We start from the raw sequence: 22,130 nt of genomic DNA on the forward strand, positions 1-22,130 counted from the left end.
ACCGCATTCGAAGGCTATTACGACCTCCTGAATTGCACTAGAATTAATGCTGAAAGTCACAATTCCATTTCGGGGAATGATCCGATGGACAGGCTCGATGAACTTGCGACATTCGTCGCGATAGTTGAGGTTGGAAGTCTGGTAGGCGCAGCAAAGCGATTGAAGCGTTCGCCTCCCGCGGTCACTCGCGCGCTTGCGGCCCTCGAGGAAAGGGTCGGAAGACGATTGGTGGAGCGAACAACCCGCCGCCTTGCACCGACGGATGCCGGACGCCACTTTGCTGAGCGCGCCCGCGAGCTGGTCAACGGCTACTCGACCGTCATGAGCAGGCTTGTCGAGACGGAGGGGGCTCCGCTGCACGGTATCCTGCGAATAGCCGCTCCCACCATCTTCGGACGCCGTCATGTCGCTCCGATCGTATCGAGCTTCCTTGACGCTCATCCGGCGATCCGTATCGAGCTCGTCATGGGCGAAAGATCGCTCGACCTGATCAGTGAAGGCATCGATGTTGCGGTCAGGATAGGTCAGCCGCGCGACTCGCGCCTCGTCGTCAGATCAGTGGGGTCGGTCCGTCGCGTCCTGGTCGCCAGCCCTTCCTACTTGCGCAGGCAACCTGAGCTTCGACATCCGCGAGACATACCGAAGCACGATGTCGTGTTCTTTTCCGGATTTGCGGGGCCGACCGAACTGCGTTTTCAGAATCGAGGTCGCTTGCACACGGTTCGCATGATGCCGCGCCTCATGACGACAGATCTCGACACGGTCATTGCCGCCGTGACATCGGGCCAAGGCATCGCTCGACTGTTATCCTATCAGGTCGAAGCCGAGATTTCGTCAGGCAAGCTCGTGCGTCTTCTTCCGGCCTATGAGCCGCCGGCCGTACCGGTTCAAGTCGTGATTCCCGGTTCCCGGCGCACCGCACCGGCTGTGAGGGCATTCGCGGATCACGCCGCTGCGTCGCTCCGTACCCTTTCGATCATCCGTCATTGACTTCAAGGGAGCTGCGCGGGGCGGGGTGTCCGGTTCTCTGCCTGCAGCCAAACCCATCAGTTCCCCCGCGAGGAACGATTGCAGCCCCGCTTTATTGGTCCATATCTTCAAGGCTTGATCAGGGCGTTGCCCAGGCCGCTCATCGAAGGATCAGTCGATGCGCATCCTTCTCGTCGGGGCTACAGGACTTATCGGATCGGCGATCCACGCCAGGCTGTCCGCCGAAGGACATGACTGCATCTTGGTGTCGCGTCATCCCGCGGCGGCGCACGATCCTCGCCACGTCGCGCTCGACGTCGCCCGGACCACCGATGTGTCGAAATGGAAGGGCCTTCTCGCCGGCGTCGATGCCGTGATCAATGCAGCGGGTGCGCTGCAGGGACAGGACATGCAAGGCGTTCATGTCGCCGGCAGCGCGGCACTCTATGCGGCCTGCGAGACCGCCGGGGTCCGCAGGGTCATCCTGTTCTCGGCAATCGGCAGCAATGTCGATGCGCTCAGCGATTTTTCCCGCACCAAGCGCGAGGGCGAAGCCGCCTTGATGGCGCGGGAGCTCGATTGGGTGGTGCTGCGGCCTTCTGTCGTGGTCGGCCGGCCCGCCTATGGTGGCAGCGCGCTGCTGCGCGGGCTGGCGGCGCTGCCGGTTCTGCCGGTCATGCCCGACACGGCGGCGATTCAACCGGTGCATCTCGACGACGTCGTTGAGACCGTGCTGTTCTTCCTGCAGCCCGGCGCGCCTTCACGGGTCGCGGTCGATCTGGCCGGCCCGCGGCGGATCGCCTTCAGCGATGCGGTCGCGCTGTTTCGCGCCTGGCTGCGCTGGCGCCCGGCCTATCGCCTGCAGCTGCCGCGCTGGGCGGCTTCAATTGCCTATCGTGCGGGCGACGTTGCGCAGATGCTGGGATGGCCAACGCCCATCAACACGACGGCACAGGCGGAAATGCGCCGCGGCGCGACCGGCGATCCCGAGCCCTGGCGTCGATTGACCGGCACTCCACCGCGCGATCTCGAAACCGCGCTCGCACGCGAGCCTGCGTCGGTGCAGGAACGCTGGTTTGCACAGCTGTATGCGCTCAAGCCGCTGATCTTCGGCGTCTTCGGCGCGTTCTGGATCGCCACAGGCATCATCTCGCTGAGCGCGGGCTGGGACATCGGCATGTCGTTGCTGCTTGAAGGCGGGCTGCAAAGAAACGTCGCGGCGCTCGTCGTCACCGCCGGCGCGCTCGCCGACATCGTCATCGGCATCGCCATTCTCTGGCGGCCTCTGAGCCGCTACGGACTCTGGGCGGCACTGATCATCTCGCTCACCTATGCCGTGATCGGCACCGTCCTGGTGCCGCGGCTGTGGGCCGATCCGCTCGGACCGATGCTGAAGATCTGGCCGGTGATCATGCTCAACCTGGTCGCCATGGCGATCCGGGAGGATCGCTGATGCTCTACTTCCTCGTGAAGATGGCGCACATCATCGGCGCTGCCGTGCTGCTCGGCACCGGGGCCGGCATCGCCTTCTTCATGCTGGTGGCACATCTGCGCGGCGACCCGCGCGAGATCGCGGGCGTCGCGCGCACGGTGGTGCTGGCCGACTTCCTGTTCACGGCGAGTGCCGTGATCCTGCAGCCGATCACCGGGACATGGCTCGCCTGGTCGAGCGGGTATTCCCTCGGCGACGGCTGGGTGGCGGCGTCGATTGCACTGTATCTCGTGATCGGCGCCTTCTGGCTGCCGGTGGTGTGGATGCAGATGCAGATGCGCGATCTCGCCGTTGCGGCGGTCGCGAGCAACGGCAAGCTGCCCGCCCGCTATCACCGTCTCTTCTGGTGGTGGTTCGCGTTCGGCTTTCCGGCTTTCGCGGCCGTGCTGATGATCTTCTGGCTGATGATCGCCCGTCCGGCCATTCCATACTGGGATTAGGTTCGCCTTCAGGACAACCCACCTGCCTGATCACCCAACCAGAGCGAGGCGCGTGGCCAGCGCACCCCGCTCTCCGTCGCCTCACTACGGAGCCTTCACCTCGGCGCGGGCAGCTGCCGCGGCGTCCATCCCGGCCTGCTTGACCCGGTCCACAATTTCGGCGCCGGTATCGCTGATTTCCGAGACAACCGTGTCCGAGGCTTCACGCAGGGCCTGCGAGACCGCACCGGCGCGCCGGTTCAGGTCAGCCTTCACGTCGTCGCTGACGTCTCCGATATACTGGTTCTCAATCTCGGAGGCGCGGAACGCGCCCGCCACGGCCGCACCAATTGCGATGCCCACGACCCCTAGCACGAGCGGTTGCCGCTCCAGCATGTCCGCCAGTGACGACTTCGCACTCGCCATGGTGTCCTTGTTCGGAAGCGCATTGCCCAGCTTGCTGAATTGCTCCTGCGCGAAGGCGACGCCCTCGTCGAAACGATCCCGGACGCCCTCGGCGGCCTGCGACATAGTATCGGAAGCGGCGGCGGTCGCGCCACGCAGGGTCTCCCCGACCCCTTGCGAGCCGTCGTTGTCCATTTCGGGGGCGGTCGGCGGCGCGACGGTCCGCTTGATCGCGGATGCTGCCGACCTGAAACCACTCGTCCCAATATCGGCAACAGGTTCGACGGCCTCGGCAGCGGAACGCGCCACAGTCTTCAGCCTCTGGTCTCCGGCCAACAGCCATAGCGCGCCGCCTCCGATGAGGGCTGCGGCGAGCGGATTGTCCCTGGCGGCCGTTACCAGATTGTCGATAAAGCCGGTTTTCGTGCTGGTCATCGCACCATTCCCTTCACGGTGTCCTTGTCTTTTTCCAGCTGGCCGATCGTTTCGCGGGGAGCCAGCTGACGCATATCAAGCCGGTTCATGCCCATGGCCACCAGCGCGGCGGCGATGGCCGCAGCGATGACTGCCGATGTCAGATATGACAGTGGCTGCGACCATCCTGCGGAGATCAATGCGGCCGAGAGGGCAAACAAGGCCATGACGATGGCCGGGATCACCAGAACGGCGCCGCCTACGATCAAGCCGACGGCGCCGCCGATCTTCTGGAGCTTCTCGCCAACTTCTGCCTTTGCCAGGTCGATCTCGTTCTGGAACAGCTTGGCGAACTGCGACATGGCATCGCCGAGCAGCGTCGAGATTTCCCTGAACTCGCTTTTGCTGGTTTTGATATCGCGCTCGATGCTCATGGTAACGTGCTGCCCTGGAAGGATGAGGATTGTTGCGTATGGGGGTTACGGGTCCCGGACTCCCGATTCCAGTTTTGCTCTCCCGCCGAAAACGGTCTCCCGCCCGACGTTTGCCCGCTCCCCGACGTGCTGCCGGGGGTGTTGCGCTGCCCTTGGGATGACGACTGTCCGCCCGATGCCTTCAGGAAGCGAACGGCCGCGAAGCCAGCCAGCACCGATATGCCAAGAAAGGCGGCCGGCTGACGTTTGGCGAAATCGGTCGCGCCTGCGACAAGATCTCGGAAGCTTCCGTCCCGAATCTTCTGGGCGGCATCCTCGACATAGTCCGCCGCCGAACCGATGCCGCGTGCGGCGAACGGTACGTCGCTCTCGAAAGCCCGTCCGGCCTCGCGGATGTTGGCCGCGAGGCGCTCGACGAAATCGGCGCCCGATCGCTGCTGTTCGCGCGCCTGGCTCTGAATCTGGTCCATGGTTCCGTCCGCGACGCCCTTTGCTGCATCCGCGGCCTCGCCGAACTTGTCTCGCGCGACGTCGGCCGATGCCCGGAACGCATCGCCGGCGCGCTGCTTCATCTCCGCTCCGGCATCGCCGATCTGCTCTTTCATGTCCTTCGCGGTGCCCTTGTCCTGGTTCTTTGTGAACTGCTTCACGTTCTGCGGGTCCAAATCGCTCATGATGGTTTCCTTCAGGTGTTGGTTTGAGAGGGGCTAAAGGCAGCTTTGACCACGTCGTCCGCAGCCTCCTTCAGAGTGTCCGCCATGTTCTGCGTCATGCGGCTGGCATGGGTGCCGAGATCAGCATCGGCGACCCTTTGCACCGCAGCATCGGCCGCCGACGTGGTGGCGTCTTTCGCGGCCTCGAACCCGGATTGCGCCGCGGCGGCAGCAGCCTGCTTCACCTCGTCGCTCGTCCGGCCCATAACCTTAGCTTCGACCTTGGTCTCGGGAAGAGCAGCCGCAATGATGGCGCCGATCGCGATGCCCAGGCCGCCGATGAGCGCAGCATTGTCGCCAATGGCCTGCCGGGCCTGGTCAGGCGCGCTCGCGGCGGCATCCCTGGTTGCATTCATGCCACTCTTGAGCTTTTCACTCGCAAAACTGGCAGCACGCGCCGCGCTCTCCCGCAGATCGGCGGCAATGCCGGCGGCCTTCTCCTGCGCGTCATCAGCCATGCCAGCGGTTCGGCTTTGCGCGGAGGATAGCGTCTCCTTGGCGTCACCCTGCATCGCCCGTGCGCTCTCGGCCACCTCCTCAAGCATGTGCCCGGCTTTGTCCATGACCGGGGCGGTGACGTCTGCAGCACGATCGCGCACCGTCTTCGAGGTCAGAGCGAGTCCTGCGCCGATCATGAGAAGTGGCAACGGCGTACCTCGCACCAACCGAAGCAACGGAATGCCGACTGCGGCGCCCGCGGCGACTGCGCCTATCGGGTTGTCCATGATCTGTTGCTTGAGCCCTTCGACCCAGCTCTGGGTCTTGTGGCTGACGTATTCGGTAACTTCGGATTTGATGTGCTGCGGCGAGACCTTGTGGCGAATGTCCTCGGCGGTGTCCGATATCTGCTCCTTCAACCGTCCGACCGTTGCCGCCAGCTCGGCGCGGCTACGCTCGGACTCCCGTCTCAACTCCTCCACGGATCGTGTCATCGCGTTACCCTCTTGCCTTTGTTTCTTAGATTTGAGGTCGAACTCACGCTGTGTTGAATCGTTCCTCGCGCCGCTTGGGCGCTTGCCGGGACGACGATATGCGTGAAGCAGCGCAACGGCGCGCGACCTCGGCCGCCTAGCCATTGCTGGATGCGGAAGGGTTCGAAAGGTCTGCTCCGGGTCAAAACGCCGCACTGATGCGCGGCTCACCGCACCGCTTCAGCACCAGGAAGCAGGACCTGTCGTTGCTTACAGGCTACCCCCCCGCCGCCTTCGCGGGGGCCACGTTGATCGCCAGCTTGCCGTAGCGATCGGTGAAAGCCTCGGTATCGATCTCTTCCAGCTCGATCTCGCCGCTCATCACGCCCTGCTTCCAGGCCGCCTGCGCCGGATCGTTCTGGAACTCCGGCATCACCTCGCGGCCGAACAGCTCCAGCGACTCGCAGATATGCTCGTGGCTGTTCTTGCCGGCCTGGTTGAGCAGGATGACCTGGTCGATGTGCGAGGACTGGAAGCGCTTCAGCTTCCTTCGGATCGTGTCGGGTGAGCCGATCAGGCCGCCACGCAGCGCCGCCTCCTGGGCTTGCGGATTGTCGCGCTTCCACTTGTTGTACTCGTCCCACATGTTGACGGTGTAGGGCGCGGGGCGCTGGCGGTTCTGCGCGGCGCCGTAGAAGCGCAGCGCAAACTGGAAGAAGGTGGCGCCGTCGGCGCGGGCGCGCGCCTCTTCATCCGTCTTCGCGCACATGAAGAACGAGACCAGCGCCATGTTCGGATTGATCTCGTAGTCGGCGAGCTTGTGCAGCCGCTTGGTGATGGCGTTGTAATAGGCGTGCACCCAGGCATGCGCGGCATCGGCGCTGACGAACTGGAAGCCGAGCGCACCGAAGCCGTGGCGGCCGGCGCGCTCGATGGTCGGCAGCTGCGAGCAGGCCATCCACAGCGGCGGGTGCGGCTTCTGCACCGGCTTGGGCACGACGTTGCGCAAGGGGATGTCGAAATATTTGCCGTGATGCTCTGAGCCTGCGTCCTTGAACATCGGGAAGATGGCCGCGACCGCCTCCTCGAACACCTCCTTCTTGGTCTCCATGTCGCGGCCGAACGGCTCGAGCTCGGTGATCGAGGCGCTCTCGCCCATGCCGAACTCGCAGCGGCCGTTCGAAAGCAGATCCAGCACCGCGACGCGCTCGGCGACGCGCGCCGGATGGTTGGTGGTGAGCTGGAGGATGCCGTGGCCGAGCCGGATGTTCTTGGTGCGCTGGCTTGCGGCAGCCAGGAACGATTCCGGCGAGGGCGAGTGCGAATATTCTTCGAGGAAGTGATGCTCGACCACCCAGGCATGGTCGTAGCCGAGCTTGTCGGCGAGCTCCATCTGCGAGAGCGCATTCTGATAAAGGGCGAGTTCGTCGCCGGCCGCCCAGGGCCGCGGCAGCTGCAGCTCGTAGAAGATGCCGAACTTCATGGCGTCGCTCTCCCGCTTATTGTTGTTAACGGCATCTTAATGCGCGAGGCGACGCTGTCTACGGATGCGCAATTCCGCCACGTGGGAGACGATCCATCCTCCGGCGCAGCGAGAAGCAGCCAACCGACATTGATCCAAATCAACGCGCTGTCGGGTGGAACGTATCTAAAGTGCAGCAAGGCGACGGCCCGGATGCCGTCACGATTCCCCACAGCTTCAAGAGACCGAATATGTCGGCCCCTGACGACACGACGTCGCGCGTGCGCCGTAAGCGCATGGAGATTTTCGCCTTCCTGTTCCTGACCGCGATCGTGATGCCCGTGCTCGCGGTCGGGACCGTCGGCAGTTACGGCCTTGGCGTCTGGATCTACCAGATGTTCGCCGGCCCTCCCGGCCCGCCGCCCTCCCCGCATTGATCGGCAACCAGCGAAAGACAGGCATCATGGCTCACGCCACACTCAACCGCCGCGCCTTGATCACCGGCCGGGTGCTCAGCGCCGACCGCGTCATCGCACCGCCGGGCGCCGAGATCGCCAGCATCATCGTGCAGGCGCGGCCCGAGCGCCTTGCCGAACTAGAAGCGGAGATCGCAGCGCTTCCCGGCTGCGAGATTCATGCCCGCGACGCGCGCGGAAAGCTCGTCGTCGTGGCTGAAGCGGCGGATGCCGGCAGCCTTGGCACCATGCTCAACACCATCCAGTCGCTGCCGAACGTCTATTCCGCAGCGCTCGTCTTCCACGCTATCGAAACCGCCTGAGTCAGGAAGAGCCATCATGACATCGCCGAAGCTCGACCGCCGCCAGATGCTCAAGCTCGAGGCCGCCGCGATCGCCGCGGCCGCCGCCGGCCTTCCGGCACCGGCGCTCGCCGCGAACCTCGCCGCCGAGCGGAAGGAGAGCGAATTGAAATGGGACAAGGCCGCCTGCCGCTTCTGCGGCACCGGCTGCTCGGTGATGGTCGCGACCAAGGACAACCGCGTCGTCGCCACCCACGGCGACATCAAGGCCGAGGTCAATCGCGGCCTCAACTGCGTCAAGGGCTACTTCCTCTCCAAGATCATGTACGGCCATGACCGGCTGACGCAGCCGATGCTGCGCAAGACGGGCGGCAAGTACGACAAGAACGGCGAGTTCACGCCCGTCACCTGGACCGAAGCCTTCGACATCATGGAGCTGAAGTGGAAGGAGGCGATCAAGAAGCGCGGCCCCAACGGCGTCGCCATGTTCGGCTCCGGCCAGTGGACGATCTGGGAAGGCTATGCCGCCGTCAAGCTGTTCAAGGCCGGCTTCCGCACCAACAACATCGACCCAAACGCCCGGCACTGCATGGCCTCGGCGGTCGCCGGCATGATGCGCACCTTCGGCATCGACGAGCCGGCCGGCTGCTATGACGACATCGAGGCCACCGATGCCTTCGTGCTGTGGGGCTCCAACATGGCGGAGATGCATCCGATCCTGTGGACGCGCATCGCCGACCGCCGGCTGTCCGCACCGCATGTCCGCGTCGCCGTGCTCTCCACCTTCGAGCACCGCTCGTTCGACCTCGCCGACATCGGCATGGTGTTCAAGCCGCACACCGACCTGTACATCCTCAACGCCATCGCCAACCACATCATCAAGACCGGTCGCGTCAACAAGGACTTCGTTGCCGCGCATACCGTGTTCAAGCGCGGCCAGACCGACATCGGCTACGGCCTGCGGCCCGACCATCCGCTGCAGAAGAAGGCGACGGGCGCGGCGAAACCCAACGACGCCACCGACATGAGCTATGACGAATTCGCCAAGTTCGTGTCGGAGTACACGCTGGAAAAGGCCGCGCAGATGTCCGGCGTGCCGCTGAACCGGCTCGAGGCGCTGGCCGAGTTGTATGCCGACCCGAAGACAAAAGTGGTCTCGTTCTGGACCATGGGCTTCAACCAGCACACCCGCGGCGTCTGGTGCAACAACCTCGTCTACAACATCCACCTTTTGACCGGAAAGATCTCCGCGCCCGGCAACAGCCCGTTCTCGCTGACCGGCCAGCCCTCGGCCTGCGGCACCGCGCGCGAGGTCGGCACCTTCTCGCACCGTCTGCCCGCGGACATGGTGGTGACCAACAAGAAGCATCGCGACCACACCGAGCAGATCTGGCAGCTGCCCGAAGGCACCATTCCCGACAAGCCGGGCGCGCACGCCGTGCTGCAAAGCCGGATGCTGAAGGACGGCCTGATCAACGCCTATTGGGTGCAGGTCAACAACAACCTGCAGGCCGGTCCCAACGTCAACGAGGAGATCTATCCAGGCTTCCGCAACCCCGACAATTTCATCGTGGTCTCCGATGCCTATCCAACCGTGACGGCGCTCGCCGCCGATCTGATCCTGCCCACCGCGATGTGGGTGGAGAAGGAAGGCGCCTACGGCAATGCCGAGCGGCGCACCCAGTTCTGGCACCAGCTCGTCCCCGCGCCGGGCGATTCGAAGTCGGATCTCTGGCAACTCATGGAGTTCTCCAAGCGCTTTAGAATCGAGGAGGTCTGGCCCGCGGAGCTGATCGCCAAGAAGCCGGAATATCGCGGCAAGACCCTGTTCGACGTGCTCTACAAGAATGGCCAGGTCGACAAATTCCCCGTCACCGATATCGAGCCGGGCTATGCCAACGACGAATCCAAGGCGTTCGGCTTCTACGTCCACAAGGGCCTGTTCGAGGAATATGCCCAGTTCGGCCGCGGCCATGGCCACGACCTCGCGCCGTTCGACACCTATCACCGGGAGCGCGGCCTGCGCTGGCCCGTCGTCAACGGCCAGGAGACCAAGTGGCGCTTCCGCGAAGGCAGCGACCCCTACGTCAAGCAGGGCACCAACGTGCAGTTCTACGGCCATGCCGACGGCAAGGCCCGCATCTTCGCGCTGCCCTACGAGCCGCCGGCGGAATCGCCCGACAACGAATATCCCTACTGGCTCTCGACCGGCCGCGTGCTGGAGCACTGGCATTCCGGCACCATGACGCGCCGCGTGCCCGAACTGTTCAAGGCTTTTCCAGAAGCGGTCTGCTTCATGCATCCGGACGATGCGCAGGAGGCGAAGCTGCGCCGCGGCGACGAGGTGAAGGTGGTCTCCCGCCGCGGCTTCATCCGCGCCCGCGTCGAGACGCGCGGCCGCGACCGGCCGCCGCGCGGCCTCGTCTTCGTGCCGTGGTTCGACGAATCCAAGCTGATCAACAAGGTGACGCTCGACGCCACCGATCCGATCTCGCTGCAGACCGACTTCAAGAAATGCGCCGTGCGCATCGAGCGGGTGAACATGTCATGATGAAACGATCCGCAATCATCCTGCTCGCCTTCGCGATCGCAGCGGGCACGAGCTCGCTGACGGCGCAGACGGTGAGCTCCGGCCTGCGCGGCCCGACCCCGCTCAACGACGAGGGCCCGGCGCCGCCGATGCTGCCGAACCGCAACACCTCCGAGAAGGAGGTGCGCAACTATCCGGAGCAGCCGCCCGTCATCCCGCATAATATCGACGGCTACCAGGTCGACCTCAACGGCAACAAATGCCTGTCCTGCCATGCACGGGCGCGCACGGCGGAGTCGCAGGCGCCGATGGTGTCGATCACGCACTTCATGGATCGCGACGGCCAGTTCCTGGCCTCGGTCTCGCCGCGCCGCTTCTTCTGCACCGAATGCCACGTGCCGCAGAACACCGCCAATCCTCCGGTCAGCAACGATTTCACCGACATCGACACGCTGCTGTCACGCGCAAGCCCGGGTGGCCGCAGATGACGACGACTGCCGACGATCCCAACGCGGAGCTGAATGCCAAGCGCGGCGTCATCGCGCGCAGCCGGGCGTTCCTGCTCGAGCTGTGGCAGGTGCTGACCCGGCCGAGCTCGGTGTTCGCGCTCGGCACCCTGGTGCTGGCCGGTTTCGTCGCCGGAGTGATCTTCTGGGGCGGCTTCAACACCGCGCTGGAGATCACCAACACCGAGAAGTTCTGCACCGGCTGCCACGAGATGAAGGACAATGTCTACGCCGAGCTGAAGTCGACCGTCCACTTCACCAACCGCTCCGGCGTGCGCGCGACCTGCCCGGACTGCCACGTGCCGCACAACTGGACCGACAAGATCGCGCGAAAGATGCAGGCCTCCAAGGAGGTCTGGGGCAAGATCTTCGGCACGATCGACACCCGCGAGAAATTCCAGGATCACCGGCTCGAGCTCGCCGCGCACGAATGGGCGCGCTTCAAGGCCAACGACTCGCTGGAATGCCGCAACTGCCACAGCGCCGATTCCATGGACATCACCAAGCAGTCGCCGCGGGCCTCGGTGGCGCACCAGCGCTTCCTGTTCACCAAGGAAAAGACCTGCATCGACTGCCACAAGGGCATCGCCCACCAGCTGCCCGACATGCGCGGCGTTCCCGGCTGGCAGTAGGGTTTGGCGACGCCTGAGCGAACGCCTCGTCCTTCGAGATGGCTGCTTCGCAGCCTCCTCAGGATGAGGCTCAACGGCATCTTGCCCGCCAAAAATGCCGCCGCGCACTCAGCCCTGATCCTGAGGGCCCGCCAAAGGCGGGCGTCTCGAAGGATGGCGGCCGGGAACGGACTTCAAATGCGACGGGCCCGCGCTTGAACCAGCGGGGCGAATGGTTAGTTTGGGGGAAGGCGAATCGCCTCATTCGCCGCTCCCTCAAGACAGACATGGCCACTTTCACCCCGCATCAGGATGCTGCGCTCAAGGCCGTCGGCGACTGGCTCAAGGCCAAGCCGGGACGGGGCGGCACGCCGCCGGTGTTCCGCCTGTTCGGCTTTGCCGGCACCGGCAAGACCACGTTGGCGCGGCACATCGCCGAGGGCGTCGACGGCGAGGTGAAGTTCGCCGCCTTCACCGGCAAGGCGGCCCTCGTCATGCGCAACAAGGGCTGCGACGGCGCCTCCACCATCCATTCGCTGATCTACCGCGCCCGCGAATCCGGCGAGGAGCAGCCGAGCTTCGAATTGTGGGACGATGCGCCGGCGTCGAAGGCGAAGCTGATCGTGATCGACGAATGCTCGATGGTCGATGCCGAATTGGGGCGCGACCTGATGTCGTTCGACTGTCCGCTGCTGGTGCTCGGCGATCCCGCGCAGTTGCCTCCGATCCAGGGCGGCGGCTTCTTCACCAATTCCGAGCCGGACGCGATGCTGACCGAGGTGCATCGCCAGGCCCAGGACGATCCGATCGTGCGGATGTCGATGGACGTGCGCGAGGGACGCGAGCTCGACATTGGCCGTTACGGCGAGAGCGAGGTCGTCTCGCGCAAGGAGCTCGATCCCGATCGCGTCATGGGCGCCGACCAGATCCTGGTCGGCCGCAACAACACGCGCCGCGCCTACAACATGCGGGTGCGCCAGCGCCAGAACATCGAGGACCAGTTCCCGGTCGCCGGCGACAAGCTGGTGTGCCTGCGCAACAACCGCAAGAAGGGCCTGTTCAATGGCGGCCTGTGGCGCGTCAAGTCGCGCAACACCTCGCGATCGAAATCGCGCATCCTCTCAATGCGGTTGTCGCCGGATGAGGATTTCGGTCACAAGGTGACCAAGGTCTCAGTGCGCGCCGATTGCTTCGAGGGCGGCGTCGAGCAGATCGCTTGGGAGCAGCGCAAGCCCTATGACGAGTTCGACTACGGCTACGTCCTGACCGTGCACAAATCGCAGGGCTCGCAATGGGACGACGTCGTGCTGTTCGACGAGAGCTTTGCGTTCCAGGATTCGCGGGCGCGGTGGCTCTATACCGGCATCACGCGTGCCGCGAAACGGCTGAGCGTGGTGGTATGAAGCTGCCGTAGCGCGGATGAGCGTAGCGATATCCGCCGCTTGTAGCTGCGCTCATCCGGGCCACGGACCCGCACAATGAGCACCCACGACGAGGTGCGTTCACCGCCCGCTAGGCTTTGTGCTGTATCAGCCTCGGAGTGGAACGCATGACCTCTCGCGCGACAAAGCCTGATGACCTCGATCGCCGGCTCGATGATGTTGCAGTGAGCCGCCGGAGCTTCCTCAAGTCCGGAAGCGCGGCAGCGGGCCTTGCGCTCTCGACCACAATTCCGGACACCGCTTTTGCATTGCCGGCGCAGGTACGACGCACGGATGCGGGCAAGCCTGTGCGCGTCTCCAAGGAACGGCTCAATACGCTGGCCGCAAAGTTCTATGCCGTCTTCAACGAAGGCAATATCCTGCCAGCTGCCTTTCCCGAAAGATATGCGGCACGAAACGACGTGGAGCTGCGGCGCATCGTCACCTTCACGCGCATCCCGGATACCGGAGAACGCGTCAAGGTCAGCGGCCTGCTTGCGGTTCCGGTCGGCGCGCGCGGCACCTTGCCGCTCCTGTCATGGCAGCACGGCACGATCCTCTCCTTCGACCAGGTCCCGTCGAACCTGCTGCGGCTGAAGGACGAAAATTACGAGCTGCGCGACAATGTCGATTCGATCGAGACCCTGTTCAATATCCAGCGCTTCGCCGGCAACGGCTATGCGGTCGTCGCGGCCGATTATGTCGGCAAGGGCCCTTATCGCAACGGTCGGAGCGAAGCCTATGCCGTGAAGGGCGCGACGGTGCAATGCTGCCTCGACATCCTGACGGCAGGGTTGCACGAATTGCGGACACTGAGCCTGCGCCAATCAAACCTGTTCCTGAACGGTTGGTCGCAAGGCGCCTTGAACACGCAGTGGCTGAAACAGGAGCTGCAGCGCCGCGGCATCAAGGTGCGGGCGACCGCCACACAGAGTCCGTTCAATGATCTCGCCGAGAGCTTTCACTATTGGACGAACCCCACGGCCTATATTCCGGCCTCGGAAACCTCCTACCCGATGCCGCCGGCCTGGATCACACCCTGCCTGATCGTCCTGCTCGGCAGCTATCGCCGCTACTACGGGCTGACCGACTTGTTCAAGACGGCGGTCAAGCCCCAATATCAAGCCTTCGCGGAGAAATACTGGTCCGATTACAGCCTCGAGGGCGAGATCGCGAAGAGCATTCCGCCCGCCGGCGATTTCCTGGTCGAAGGCTTCTTCGATCGCTTCACCAACGAGACCAACAGCGCATTGCTGCGCCGCCTTGGTGGCAATGGTGCGACGTACTGGCAGTACGATTCCCCGATCAGATTTTACTACGGGCTGGCCGATGAGGCGCTGCATCCCCGGCTGGTGCGGCCCGCAATCGCCGCCGGCGGGCATTTCGCCGCGGGCGTCGCGGTCAATGGCGCAAGCCATCGCGGCACGTTCCTGTCGAGCCTCTATGGCGAAGCGGCCGTTCTGAACGGACACGCGACGGCGTTCGACTGGTTCAATTCGCTGGCGTGAGCGCGGCTATTTCCCCGCGACGAAGTAAAAATCTTCGCGCCCTGGCGGCGACCCATAGGTGAACGGCTGCTGCTCGTGCCTGGTCGCGGCCCAGACGTCGTCGCGGACGATGTCGAACAATTTTCGGATCTCGACCTTCGCCTGCTTGATCTCGCGCGCGAGCGCGGTGGCGAACGGGCTGTTGGGGCTACCATCGCCATCCATCGCGGTCTGGCCGTGCTTGGCGGCGTAGACGACCATGAAGCCCGCACCGGGCTCGATGTTAGAAAAGCCCTTCTCGACCAGCTTCAGCGACAGCGTGCGCTGCATGGCCGGCGCGAACGGATTGTCGCGGCAGGCATCGAGGACGACGAGACCCACTTTTCGCGCCGCGCCGACCGCGGCGATCACCTGCTCGAGCGCGACGGCCTCGGTCTCGGCGTCCTTGTCGGCGGTGAGCTTGGCGTCGACCGGAACGAGATAGTTCACCCCGCCGATCTCGAAACCATGGCCGGCATAATACACCATGGCCCAATCGGCCTTTTCCGCTTCCTCGGCGGAGGCCTTCAGCGTCTGGAAGAACGCATCGCGGGTGAGGTCCCTGGTGTCCATCACGGTCTGGAAGCCGAGGTCGCGCAGCACGCCCGCGATCAGCTTCGAGTCGCGCGGCGGATTGGGCAACGCATGGACGTTCTTGTAGGCGCCGTTGCCGACCACCAGCGCGACGCGACGGCCGGTCGTCGCGCTCGCCGCCTCCTTCGGCGTCAGGGCGGCGAGCCGCTCCTGCGCGATGGCGCGGGCGCGCGCAACCTCGGTCTCGTCGAACCTCGTCAGCGAATAGGCGGCGGCGCGATAATCGGCGCGGGCCTGCGCGAGATCCTTCCTGCGCTCGTAGATCTGGCCGCGGCCGGAATGGGCGCGGACATTGTTCGGGTTGATCTGGATGACCGTGTTGTAATCCTTCAGCGCCGCGTCGAGATCGCCCTTCATCATGTTGACGTCGGCGCGGTTGTTAATCGCGAACGCGTTCCTGGGCTGCTTTTCGATCAGGCCATTGCAATCGGCCAGGGCGCGGTCGAACTTGCCCATCATGCCGTAGGTGACGCAGCGGTTGCCGGCGATCTGCGGCGCAGCCGCTCAATCTTCTCGGCCTCGGCGAAATCGGCGATGGCGCCGTCGAAATCCTTCATCAGCGTGCGCGCGCGGGCGCGATTGGTCCAGGCGAGCAGGAATTTCGGCGTGTACTTGATCGACAGGCTGAAATCATCGATCGCGCTCTGCAGCGCAGCGCGGCGTGCGTGGATGACGCCGCGGTTGTTGTAGGCAACGCCATAGGCCGGGCGTTTCCGGAGCGCGAGATTGTAGTCGGCCATCGCGAGATCCTCCTGCCCGCTCCGCTCATAGGCGAGGCCGCGCAGGTTGAGCGCGACGACGTTGTCGGGATCGAGGTCGATGGCCATGGACAGCGTCTCGATCGCGTGGACATGGTCGCGCTTGTTGAGCAGGACATTGCCACGCGCGGACAGGGCGATCGCCTTGTCCTTGGCGGTGAGGCGATCGGCGCTCAGCAGATTCTCGCAGGCGGCGGCGCGGGCCTGCAGCTCAGCCTGGCGGTCGCGGCACAAAGCGAGATCGTCGCCGGCTCGGGGATCGGCCGCGGCAAAGCAAGTGCCGGCGGCGAGGACGGCCAGGATCAGGAGTACGACGCGCAGCATATTGTCAGGCCAGCTCCAGCCACCATTTGGTCGATCACCGATCGCGCCGGTTCATCTAGCGCGGAGTTCCGCATCCCGCCAAGCCGGCCCGTCGCCGCGTCAGCCGCGTCCTCACGGTCTCGTGTCCGCCCCGGCGTAACAATCTGCGGTACGGCCCGTATCTCGGATGATGCGAAAACGCGGCCGGGCAGGCTGTTCGCCCGGTCCCGACCGCCCTAGACTGTCAGCCCTTCCGGAAGAGGATGCCATGCGCCGAACCGCCCTCGCCACCCTGCTCGCCGCAACCACCGCCCTGACGCTGGCTTTCGTGATGCCGTCGCGGGCCGCGGAGGAGGCGGTCGTGATCCCAGCCCCTACATTGGACGCGGCGCCCGCGAGCGGCGTCCAGACCGCCGTGCTCGCCGGCGGCTGCTTCTGGGGCGTGCAAGGCGTCTTCCAGCACACCGCAGGCGTGGTCAACGCGGTCTCCGGCTATGCCGGCGGCACCAAGGCGACCGCCGATTACAAGACCGTGTCGAGCGGCCGCTCCGGCCATGCCGAGGTGGTCGAGATCAAGTACGACCCGAAGAAGATCTCCTACGGCAAGATCCTCCAGATCTACTTCTCAGTGGTGCACGACCCGACCCAGCTCAACCGCCAGGGTCCCGACGTCGGCCCGCAATATCGCTCGGCCATCTTCACCACGTCGGACGAGCAGAAGAAGATCGCGGAGGCCTATATCGCCCAGCTCAACGGCGCCAAGGTGTTCAACAAGCCGATCGTGACCAGGGTCGGCGCGCTGGAGGCGTTCTACCCGGCGGAGGCCTATCACCAGGACTATATGACGTTGCACCCGAACCAGCCCTACATCGCCTTCAACGACATCCCGAAGGTCGAGAACCTGAAAAAGCTGTTCGCGGATAACTACATCGAGAAGCCGACGCTGGTGAATGCCGGCAAGGCCACCAACTGATCGCGAGATCCCCAATGCAACGGGAGACCCATGCCCGACACCAAGACGAAAGCGACCGACGACAAGGTCATCAAGAGTGAAGAGCAGTGGCGGCGCGAGCTGACGCCGATGCAATACGCCGTGCTGCGCGAGAAGGCGACCGAGCGTCCCTTCTCGGGCGAATATGAGCACGACCACCGTACCGGCACCTATGTCTGTGCCGGCTGCGGCAATGTGCTGTTCGAGTCGGATGCCAAGTTCGATTCCGGCTGCGGCTGGCCGAGCTTCACCCAGCCCGCGATCGAGAGCCATATCGACGAGGAGCGGGACACCAGCCACGGCATGATCCGCACCGAGGTGCTCTGCTCCAAATGCAGCGGCCATCTCGGCCACGTCTTCCCCGACGGCCCCGGGCCGACCGGCCTGCGCTACTGCATCAATTCCGCGGCCCTGAAGCTCGAGCCCAAATAAACCCAAGCCCGCCGTCGGGTTCCCCCATGGAACCCGGCGGCGCGATGTGCTTTTCTGCTCTGGCGGTGCGGCCGATCATCGCATTTCGGTGGCCGCCAGGGAGGATGCCATGGCGCTTGGGACCATCCTGATTATCCTGGTGATCATCTATCTCGTCGGCGGCCTGTCCGGCCGGTTCGGCGGCTACGGCTATGGCCTTGGCCATTCCGGCATCGGGATCGGCGGGGTCGTGCTGGTGATCCTGGTCGTGCTGCTGCTTCTTGGCAAAGTTTAAGCCATATAAGTCTTTGAAACATTGATAAGTTTCGTCTCCGCGGGGCTGCCATGCGCTGATTCATCATCTCGCATCGCGGGGGTCGCATTTTTGTCAAATCGGCCTATATTAGAGGGCGACAACGACATGCGGCGGGCCCGCTCGATTGCGGCCCCTGCCCTCCCCAACCCCACGCGCTTAAAGCCCCAGAGAAGATCACGAGGTCTTTGACCATGCGTCCACTGCGTCCGTTCAACTTCAACACCTCCGCCGAACTCTTCCCCGCCGCCATCCGCAAGAAGAAGCGCGCGGGCTTCACCTATCGACGGTTCGGCACTGCGGCCGAGGCCGTGCAGTTCGCGATGGAGCAGTTGCCGACGGACTCGCTGAACGGCGCCTATCTCCAGGTCGAGGAAGCGCGCTTCGACCAGAACGGCATCCGCTCGCTGTACGAGAGCGATGCCTTCCCGCTGCCCCGCCGGCCCAAGCCGGCCCCGGCCGCGGAGACCGACGCCGACGCTGCGTAAGCTTTCGCAACAAAGTTCGATGTGCGCAGAAGGCGCGATGGCCGAAAGGTCGTCGCGCCTTTTGTGTTTGGGGGCTTTCTCACCCGCTATCTCTCATCCGTCATTGCGAGCGCAGCGAAGCAATCCAGCGTCCCTCCGCGGAAAGATTCTGGATTGCTTCGCTGCGCTCGCAATGACGACGCAGGGAGATCGAGCGCATTGTCGACCAGTCGGACTCGCGGCGAGCGCTCTCAGCCAGGCTACATCCGCGGCTGCTTTTCCAGCCAGCGCTGGAGCAGGCGGACGTTGCGCGTGTTGGCGCGGAACATGACGTCGAAGGCGTCGCCCGCGAACGGGACGAGGCCGACCACGCCGTCAACCGCGACATTGCCGAGCATGCGCGCCGTGATGTGCCAGGGCGCGCCCAGCGCGCGGGCTTCGCGCACCAGCCACAGCGAGATCGCGGTGGTGATGACGTCGCCGACGACGGGAATCAATCCGATCAGCCCGTCGATGCCGTAGCGGATGTTGGTGCCGGGCAGGATGAAGGCGACGTCGAGCAGCTTGGCGATCGCCTCGAGCCGCGCGATCCGCTGCTCGCGCGTCAGATTGCCGAACGGGCTGCCTTGACCGAACTCGAAACGAAACTCGCGAAATCCCTGCTCCAGGCTTTCCGGCCTGATCTCGTGGCCGTCCTGGTCGATGATCGGGCCGCGCGCCTCGTCGCGCGAAAAGCGCGCATGCGAGCCGCTCCCGGAACGGGATTTGCGCGGAGCGAGGATGTCGTCGTCTTGCATGGCCATGGCCTTCAGTGAACGCGCCAGCGCGGCGGAGGTTGCGGCCGCGCCCGAACGCCGCGCGTCAGGTCGGCACCGGCGCGGCTTGCGGCTCCTCGACGTAGCGATGCACCAGCCAGGATGAAATCACCGCCGGCACGAAACCGACGAGCCCGTACAGAATGAACTGCACCGCGCCCGAATCCGGCCCGCGCGAGCTGTGGGTGAGCGAGGCCAGAGCGAAGGCGAACAGGCCGACCAGGAGCATCCGCAAGACCGGCCCAATCCGGCGGATGTGGATCAGGATGTCATCGACTGCGCCGATCATCAGCGCAGGCAAGAACCCGAACAGGTAGCTGTATTGGAGCGTCTTGAAGAACACCGCGAACAGCTTGCCGACCTCGCCGAGGTTGGTCTGGGCCCAATAGCCGGACTGGTAGGTCGTCGTCAGCAGCAGCAGGAACCCGCCGATGAATGGGACGACCAGCGCAAATACCAGATAGCGTTTCATCAAGCACCTCACACTCTGCAGGCGTTATAGCAGCGCAGCGGGAACCTTGAACAGCGGGCGCCGGGCTCCTTAAGGGGAACAAGTGGCAAGGCGATGAGTTCATGCTGGACCTGAATTGACCCCTGGCAGACTGGAGCCGCCGATGGCCCGCAAATTTCTCCTGGCGACGATCGCGCTGGCGGCCCTGAGCAGCCTGCCGGCGGCACCCGCGCTGGCCCAAGGCCATATGGGCACGCCGCAGGAGCGGCAGGCTTGCACGCGCGATGCCCAGCGCTTCTGCCGCAAGGACCTCGGCAATGACGGCGCGGTGCAGAGCTGCCTGCAAGCCAACCGGGCCAAGCTGTCGAAGTCCTGCAGCAAGGTGTTTCAGAGCCACGGCATGTGAGGACGGACCCATACCCGCGAAACGGAGAGTGACGCCATGTTGCACGACGAAGAGCTCTCGATCCTGCGGGACATCAGCCAATCCGTTGCCTTTGCCGACGACCGGCAGGGCAAGATGGGGCAATTGATCGCCGACGGCTACGTGATGAAAGACGGCGATCTGTTCGAATTGACGCCCAAGGGCGTTACCGCTGTCGAGGAGCACGCCGCCGCTCTCGGCGCGAGCGATGAGGAACAAGCGTCTCCGATCGGCTGATCCGATCGCGCGACGTGACTGGCGTGCAACAATTGCGAATTCCTTTGTGCCGGCCATTGCGGGCGCGTGACAATGGCGCATACTTCGCTCGGGCGGCGCAGCACTTTCGATTCGAGCATCAAGAAGTCGAGCGACCACACGCGGGATCGAAGCTCCCGATGTGAAGGCTGCGACATGCGGCAGATCAAGCCGCGTGCGGCGCCCCAAAACCAAGCGGCTCAAGCCTTAAGGGAACTCGGGGATCCATTCCATATGACACGCCTTCAGACCATCGCTTCGCTCTTCGCAGTCGCCACCACCTTCGCTCTCCAGACCTCACCCAGTTTCGCCTTCACGCAAGAAGCCCAGCAGATGTGCTCGGGTGACGCCATGCGGCTGTGCTCCAGCGAGATTCCCGACATCCCGCGGATCACCGCCTGCATGGTGCGGAACAAGGCGCAGGTCAGCCCCGGCTGCCGCGCCGTGATGGACCGCCAGCACGCCGCCGCCGCGGCATCGCGCAAGCGGGAAGCCGCGGCGCAGTAGTCCTCTCGGACGTCATTCCGGGGCGTGCGAAGCACGAGCCCGGAATCCATCGGGCGGCATGTGACGCGGTGAAATGGATTCCGGGTTCGCGCTACGCGCGCCCCGGAATGACAGAAGAGCCTTAATCGCCCCACTGCGCGAAGGCGTCGTTGAAGGCGCGCTCGCCGGGGGCGCCCTTCTCGATGGCGATGATGGCACGGCGCTGGTTGGCGTAGACCAGCGGCACGTCGAACCAGGAGCGCTCCTTCAGGAGCTGGACGTTGCGGGCGCGGTCGGCGTCGACATTGGAGAGGCCGACCAGGAAGAAGCCGTCGGTGACCTTGACCGCGAGGCCGGCGAGCGGCGTGCCGCGGGCCTGCTCGTTCGACTTCATCAAGATGCCCGGCACGTTGGAGACGCTGCCGCCGGGGAAATCCTGCGGCAGGATGAAGGTCAGCTCCGCCGTGTGGCTCGCCGGCAACGAGGAATCGGTGTTGCGGCGGAACGACATCGTCATCTTGAACTTGCGGTCGGGAATCTCGATGTCGGCGCGCACGGCGACGTCGGCCTTCTGGTTGCCCGAGGCCTTGATCGGCTCGAGCCGCCACACCACCGAGCCGACATATTGCTTGCCCTTCGGATCGGACGGATCCTCGTCGTAGAGCACGACCTTCTGCGCCACCGGCGCGACCGGCTGGTCCGCCGAGGGCTGACCGACGCGATCGGGAATCTTGGGCTTGCTCTGCGGCTGCGCCGGGGTCGGCGTATCCGCAACTTGCGTCGCGGACGGCTTGAGAAAGCCGTTGACGATCTGGACCAGTTGCTTGCCCCAGAGGATGCCGGCGCCGACCAGGATGAGCACGATGCCGACGGCAATCGCGCTCTTGAACGGAAAGGCGGAGCCGGTGCGGGCGCGCTTCTTGACGTCGCGATCGGGGGCGATGCGCGGACGCGGCGACGGCGGCTGCGGCGTGTAGCGCTCGGCCTCCTCGATCGACTCGTCGTAGGAATAGGGCGCTTCGGTCTCGCCGGCGCGGTTTTCCAGGCTCGGCTCCAGCCGGTCGAATTCCGGCGAGGGCGAGGGCACGTTGGCGTAGGTGCGGCGCGCGGCGCGGCTGGCCTGCGCGGCGGCACCGCCGAGATCGTTGGCGTCGGCCGTGATGTCGCGGAAGCCGCGCACGCCGGGTGAGGACGGCAGCGGCGGCGGGGGGCCCACATCGGGCGCACGCCGCGCGGCCTGGCGATCGCGGCCGGCCGGCGGCTCCGGCGGCGGGGCGGAGGGGCCAGGTGGG

25 protein-coding genes and 1 pseudogene are annotated in these 22,130 nt (G+C 64.8%); 17 read left to right on the plus strand and 9 right to left on the minus strand.

The window, feature by feature from the left end:
- Positions 1–84: 84 nt before the first annotated feature.
- The 3 genes from I6F09_RS35360 (at position 85) to I6F09_RS35370 (ending at position 2,901) form a co-directional block, all read left to right on the plus strand.
- Entirely contained in the window at positions 85–990 is a 906-nt protein-coding gene (locus I6F09_RS35360) for a LysR family transcriptional regulator (protein ID WP_225114793.1), read from the plus strand.
- 157 nt (positions 991–1,147) lie between these two features.
- Positions 1,148–2,422 carry an SDR family oxidoreductase gene (locus I6F09_RS35365; protein ID WP_225139229.1) on the plus strand — a complete coding sequence of 425 codons (1,275 nt, stop codon included), beginning with the start codon at positions 1,148–1,150 and terminating at the stop codon, positions 2,420–2,422.
- Complete coding sequence (locus I6F09_RS35370; RefSeq protein ID WP_225126236.1) at positions 2,422–2,901, plus strand: DUF2269 domain-containing protein; 480 nt, start codon at positions 2,422–2,424, stop codon at positions 2,899–2,901. The genes I6F09_RS35365 and I6F09_RS35370 overlap by 1 nt, the downstream gene beginning before the upstream one ends.
- Before the next feature lie 84 nt (positions 2,902–2,985).
- On the opposite strand, the gene I6F09_RS35375 is transcribed toward I6F09_RS35370, so the two are convergent.
- From I6F09_RS35375 to I6F09_RS35395, 5 genes are all read right to left on the minus strand, one after another.
- The gene (locus tag I6F09_RS35375) at positions 2,986–3,720 is read right to left on the minus strand and encodes a hypothetical protein (RefSeq protein WP_225190097.1); all 735 of its coding nucleotides are present in this window, start codon (positions 3,718–3,720) and stop codon (positions 2,986–2,988) included.
- Positions 3,717–4,133 (minus strand): phage holin family protein, encoded by a 417-nt coding sequence (locus I6F09_RS35380; RefSeq protein ID WP_036022122.1) that lies wholly within the window; start codon positions 4,131–4,133, stop codon positions 3,717–3,719. The genes I6F09_RS35375 and I6F09_RS35380 overlap by 4 nt, the downstream gene beginning before the upstream one ends.
- Positions 4,130–4,807 (minus strand): hypothetical protein, encoded by a 678-nt coding sequence (locus tag I6F09_RS35385; RefSeq protein ID WP_036022119.1) that lies wholly within the window; start codon positions 4,805–4,807, stop codon positions 4,130–4,132. Before I6F09_RS35385 ends, I6F09_RS35380 begins: the two co-directional genes overlap by 4 nt.
- A gap of 11 nt (positions 4,808–4,818) precedes the next feature.
- On the minus strand, positions 4,819–5,703 hold the full coding sequence (locus I6F09_RS35390) for a DUF3618 domain-containing protein (protein ID WP_346730144.1): 885 nt from the start codon (positions 5,701–5,703) through the stop codon (positions 4,819–4,821).
- A 331-nt stretch (positions 5,704–6,034) separates the two neighbouring features.
- Complete coding sequence (locus tag I6F09_RS35395; RefSeq protein ID WP_225190098.1) at positions 6,035–7,240, minus strand: LLM class flavin-dependent oxidoreductase; 1,206 nt, start codon at positions 7,238–7,240, stop codon at positions 6,035–6,037.
- 230 nt (positions 7,241–7,470) lie between these two features.
- Here I6F09_RS35395 and napE point away from each other — a divergent pair, with 230 nt between their 5' ends.
- The 7 genes from napE to I6F09_RS35430 all read left to right on the plus strand — a co-directional run bounded on the left by napE (position 7,471) and on the right by I6F09_RS35430 (position 14,552).
- Positions 7,471–7,656 (plus strand): periplasmic nitrate reductase, NapE protein, encoded by a 186-nt coding sequence (gene napE / locus I6F09_RS35400; protein WP_018318384.1) that lies wholly within the window; start codon positions 7,471–7,473, stop codon positions 7,654–7,656.
- Positions 7,657–7,682: 26 nt separating this feature from the next.
- Complete coding sequence (locus I6F09_RS35405; protein WP_157287402.1) at positions 7,683–7,997, plus strand: chaperone NapD; 315 nt, start codon at positions 7,683–7,685, stop codon at positions 7,995–7,997.
- Between the two features lie 16 nt (positions 7,998–8,013).
- Complete coding sequence (napA, locus tag I6F09_RS35410; protein WP_225190099.1) at positions 8,014–10,527, plus strand: nitrate reductase catalytic subunit NapA; 2,514 nt, start codon at positions 8,014–8,016, stop codon at positions 10,525–10,527.
- Positions 10,524–10,994, plus strand: a complete 471-nt coding sequence (locus tag I6F09_RS35415; RefSeq protein ID WP_036022095.1) for a nitrate reductase cytochrome c-type subunit — start codon at positions 10,524–10,526, stop codon at positions 10,992–10,994. Before napA ends, I6F09_RS35415 begins: the two co-directional genes overlap by 4 nt.
- Positions 10,991–11,644 (plus strand): NapC/NirT family cytochrome c, encoded by a 654-nt coding sequence (locus tag I6F09_RS35420; RefSeq protein WP_035998932.1) that lies wholly within the window; start codon positions 10,991–10,993, stop codon positions 11,642–11,644. Before I6F09_RS35415 ends, I6F09_RS35420 begins: the two co-directional genes overlap by 4 nt.
- A 266-nt stretch (positions 11,645–11,910) precedes the next feature.
- Positions 11,911–13,026: an ATP-dependent RecD-like DNA helicase gene (locus I6F09_RS35425; protein ID WP_035998929.1), complete on the plus strand. Its 1,116-nt coding sequence runs from the start codon at positions 11,911–11,913 to the stop codon at positions 13,024–13,026.
- Between the two features lie 146 nt (positions 13,027–13,172).
- Positions 13,173–14,552, plus strand: coding sequence for a lipase family protein (locus I6F09_RS35430; protein ID WP_225190100.1), 1,380 nt, complete (start codon positions 13,173–13,175; stop codon positions 14,550–14,552).
- A 6-nt stretch (positions 14,553–14,558) separates the two neighbouring features.
- Here the strand turns inward: I6F09_RS35430 and I6F09_RS35435 are convergent.
- Positions 14,559–16,246: pseudogene (locus tag I6F09_RS35435) on the minus strand (caspase family protein).
- A 247-nt stretch (positions 16,247–16,493) separates the two neighbouring features.
- On the opposite strand from I6F09_RS35435, the gene msrA reads away from it, so the two are divergent.
- The 4 genes from msrA to I6F09_RS35455 all read left to right on the plus strand — a co-directional run bounded on the left by msrA (position 16,494) and on the right by I6F09_RS35455 (position 18,428).
- Entirely contained in the window at positions 16,494–17,198 is a 705-nt protein-coding gene (msrA, locus tag I6F09_RS35440) for a peptide-methionine (S)-S-oxide reductase MsrA (RefSeq protein WP_225190101.1), read from the plus strand.
- A 30-nt stretch (positions 17,199–17,228) separates the two neighbouring features.
- Complete coding sequence (gene msrB / locus I6F09_RS35445) at positions 17,229–17,648, plus strand: peptide-methionine (R)-S-oxide reductase MsrB (protein WP_225190102.1); 420 nt, start codon at positions 17,229–17,231, stop codon at positions 17,646–17,648.
- A 109-nt stretch (positions 17,649–17,757) separates the two neighbouring features.
- Complete coding sequence (locus I6F09_RS35450; RefSeq protein ID WP_035998916.1) at positions 17,758–17,922, plus strand: DUF3309 family protein; 165 nt, start codon at positions 17,758–17,760, stop codon at positions 17,920–17,922.
- Positions 17,923–18,134: 212 nt separating this feature from the next.
- On the plus strand, positions 18,135–18,428 hold the full coding sequence (locus tag I6F09_RS35455) for a hypothetical protein (RefSeq protein ID WP_024337713.1): 294 nt from the start codon (positions 18,135–18,137) through the stop codon (positions 18,426–18,428).
- A gap of 239 nt (positions 18,429–18,667) precedes the next feature.
- Here I6F09_RS35455 and I6F09_RS35460 read toward each other — a convergent pair whose 3' ends face one another.
- Positions 18,668–19,210: a DUF4112 domain-containing protein gene (locus I6F09_RS35460; protein WP_085972009.1), complete on the minus strand. Its 543-nt coding sequence runs from the start codon at positions 19,208–19,210 to the stop codon at positions 18,668–18,670.
- A gap of 58 nt (positions 19,211–19,268) precedes the next feature.
- Positions 19,269–19,694, minus strand: a complete 426-nt coding sequence (locus I6F09_RS35465) for a DUF5413 family protein (RefSeq protein WP_035998913.1) — start codon at positions 19,692–19,694, stop codon at positions 19,269–19,271.
- 142 nt (positions 19,695–19,836) lie between these two features.
- Between I6F09_RS35465 and I6F09_RS35470 the strand changes: the two genes are divergently transcribed.
- The 3 genes from I6F09_RS35470 to I6F09_RS35480 all read left to right on the plus strand — a co-directional run bounded on the left by I6F09_RS35470 (position 19,837) and on the right by I6F09_RS35480 (position 20,859).
- Positions 19,837–20,079 (plus strand): hypothetical protein, encoded by a 243-nt coding sequence (locus I6F09_RS35470; RefSeq protein ID WP_225190103.1) that lies wholly within the window; start codon positions 19,837–19,839, stop codon positions 20,077–20,079.
- A 36-nt stretch (positions 20,080–20,115) separates the two neighbouring features.
- Positions 20,116–20,334, plus strand: coding sequence for a hypothetical protein (locus I6F09_RS35475; RefSeq protein WP_192893089.1), 219 nt, complete (start codon positions 20,116–20,118; stop codon positions 20,332–20,334).
- A 252-nt stretch (positions 20,335–20,586) separates the two neighbouring features.
- Positions 20,587–20,859 (plus strand): hypothetical protein, encoded by a 273-nt coding sequence (locus I6F09_RS35480; RefSeq protein WP_036022099.1) that lies wholly within the window; start codon positions 20,587–20,589, stop codon positions 20,857–20,859.
- Positions 20,860–20,980: 121 nt separating this feature from the next.
- Here I6F09_RS35480 and I6F09_RS35485 read toward each other — a convergent pair.
- Positions 20,981–22,130 (minus strand): hypothetical protein (locus I6F09_RS35485; RefSeq protein WP_225190104.1); only part of this gene is annotated, 1,150 nt, incomplete at its 5' end.

It is taken from the genome of Bradyrhizobium sp. IC3195 (assembly GCF_020193585.1).
GTDB classification, from domain to species: Bacteria; Pseudomonadota; Alphaproteobacteria; order Rhizobiales; family Xanthobacteraceae; genus Bradyrhizobium; species Bradyrhizobium yuanmingense.

What these genes read in the sequence shown, in the direction of transcription:
- I6F09_RS35360 (WP_225114793.1), top strand. Translation starts at nt 85, where the DNA reads ATGGACAGGCTCGATGAACTTGCGACATTCGTCGCGATAGTTGAGGTT.
- I6F09_RS35395 (WP_225190098.1), bottom strand. Translation starts at nt 7,240, where the DNA reads ATGAAGTTCGGCATCTTCTACGAGCTGCAGCTGCCGCGGCCCTGGGCG.
- I6F09_RS35425 (WP_035998929.1), top strand. Translation starts at nt 11,911, where the DNA reads ATGGCCACTTTCACCCCGCATCAGGATGCTGCGCTCAAGGCCGTCGGC.
- I6F09_RS35405 (WP_157287402.1), top strand. Translation starts at nt 7,683, where the DNA reads ATGGCTCACGCCACACTCAACCGCCGCGCCTTGATCACCGGCCGGGTG.
- I6F09_RS35430 (WP_225190100.1), top strand. Translation starts at nt 13,173, where the DNA reads ATGACCTCTCGCGCGACAAAGCCTGATGACCTCGATCGCCGGCTCGAT.
- I6F09_RS35470 (WP_225190103.1), top strand. Translation starts at nt 19,837, where the DNA reads ATGGCCCGCAAATTTCTCCTGGCGACGATCGCGCTGGCGGCCCTGAGC.
- I6F09_RS35415 (WP_036022095.1), top strand. Translation starts at nt 10,524, where the DNA reads ATGATGAAACGATCCGCAATCATCCTGCTCGCCTTCGCGATCGCAGCG.
- I6F09_RS35480 (WP_036022099.1), top strand. Translation starts at nt 20,587, where the DNA reads ATGACACGCCTTCAGACCATCGCTTCGCTCTTCGCAGTCGCCACCACC.
- I6F09_RS35420 (WP_035998932.1), top strand. Translation starts at nt 10,991, where the DNA reads ATGACGACGACTGCCGACGATCCCAACGCGGAGCTGAATGCCAAGCGC.
- napA (WP_225190099.1), top strand. Translation starts at nt 8,014, where the DNA reads ATGACATCGCCGAAGCTCGACCGCCGCCAGATGCTCAAGCTCGAGGCC.
- I6F09_RS35465 (WP_035998913.1), bottom strand. Translation starts at nt 19,694, where the DNA reads ATGAAACGCTATCTGGTATTTGCGCTGGTCGTCCCATTCATCGGCGGG.
- I6F09_RS35380 (WP_036022122.1), bottom strand. Translation starts at nt 4,133, where the DNA reads ATGAGCATCGAGCGCGATATCAAAACCAGCAAAAGCGAGTTCAGGGAA.
- I6F09_RS35460 (WP_085972009.1), bottom strand. Translation starts at nt 19,210, where the DNA reads ATGGCCATGCAAGACGACGACATCCTCGCTCCGCGCAAATCCCGTTCC.
- napE (WP_018318384.1), top strand. Translation starts at nt 7,471, where the DNA reads ATGTCGGCCCCTGACGACACGACGTCGCGCGTGCGCCGTAAGCGCATG.
- msrA (WP_225190101.1), top strand. Translation starts at nt 16,494, where the DNA reads ATGCGCCGAACCGCCCTCGCCACCCTGCTCGCCGCAACCACCGCCCTG.
- I6F09_RS35455 (WP_024337713.1), top strand. Translation starts at nt 18,135, where the DNA reads ATGCGTCCACTGCGTCCGTTCAACTTCAACACCTCCGCCGAACTCTTC.
- I6F09_RS35475 (WP_192893089.1), top strand. Translation starts at nt 20,116, where the DNA reads ATGTTGCACGACGAAGAGCTCTCGATCCTGCGGGACATCAGCCAATCC.
- I6F09_RS35375 (WP_225190097.1), bottom strand. Translation starts at nt 3,720, where the DNA reads ATGACCAGCACGAAAACCGGCTTTATCGACAATCTGGTAACGGCCGCC.
- I6F09_RS35370 (WP_225126236.1), top strand. Translation starts at nt 2,422, where the DNA reads ATGCTCTACTTCCTCGTGAAGATGGCGCACATCATCGGCGCTGCCGTG.
- I6F09_RS35385 (WP_036022119.1), bottom strand. Translation starts at nt 4,807, where the DNA reads ATGAGCGATTTGGACCCGCAGAACGTGAAGCAGTTCACAAAGAACCAG.
- I6F09_RS35450 (WP_035998916.1), top strand. Translation starts at nt 17,758, where the DNA reads ATGGCGCTTGGGACCATCCTGATTATCCTGGTGATCATCTATCTCGTC.
- I6F09_RS35365 (WP_225139229.1), top strand. Translation starts at nt 1,148, where the DNA reads ATGCGCATCCTTCTCGTCGGGGCTACAGGACTTATCGGATCGGCGATC.
- msrB (WP_225190102.1), top strand. Translation starts at nt 17,229, where the DNA reads ATGCCCGACACCAAGACGAAAGCGACCGACGACAAGGTCATCAAGAGT.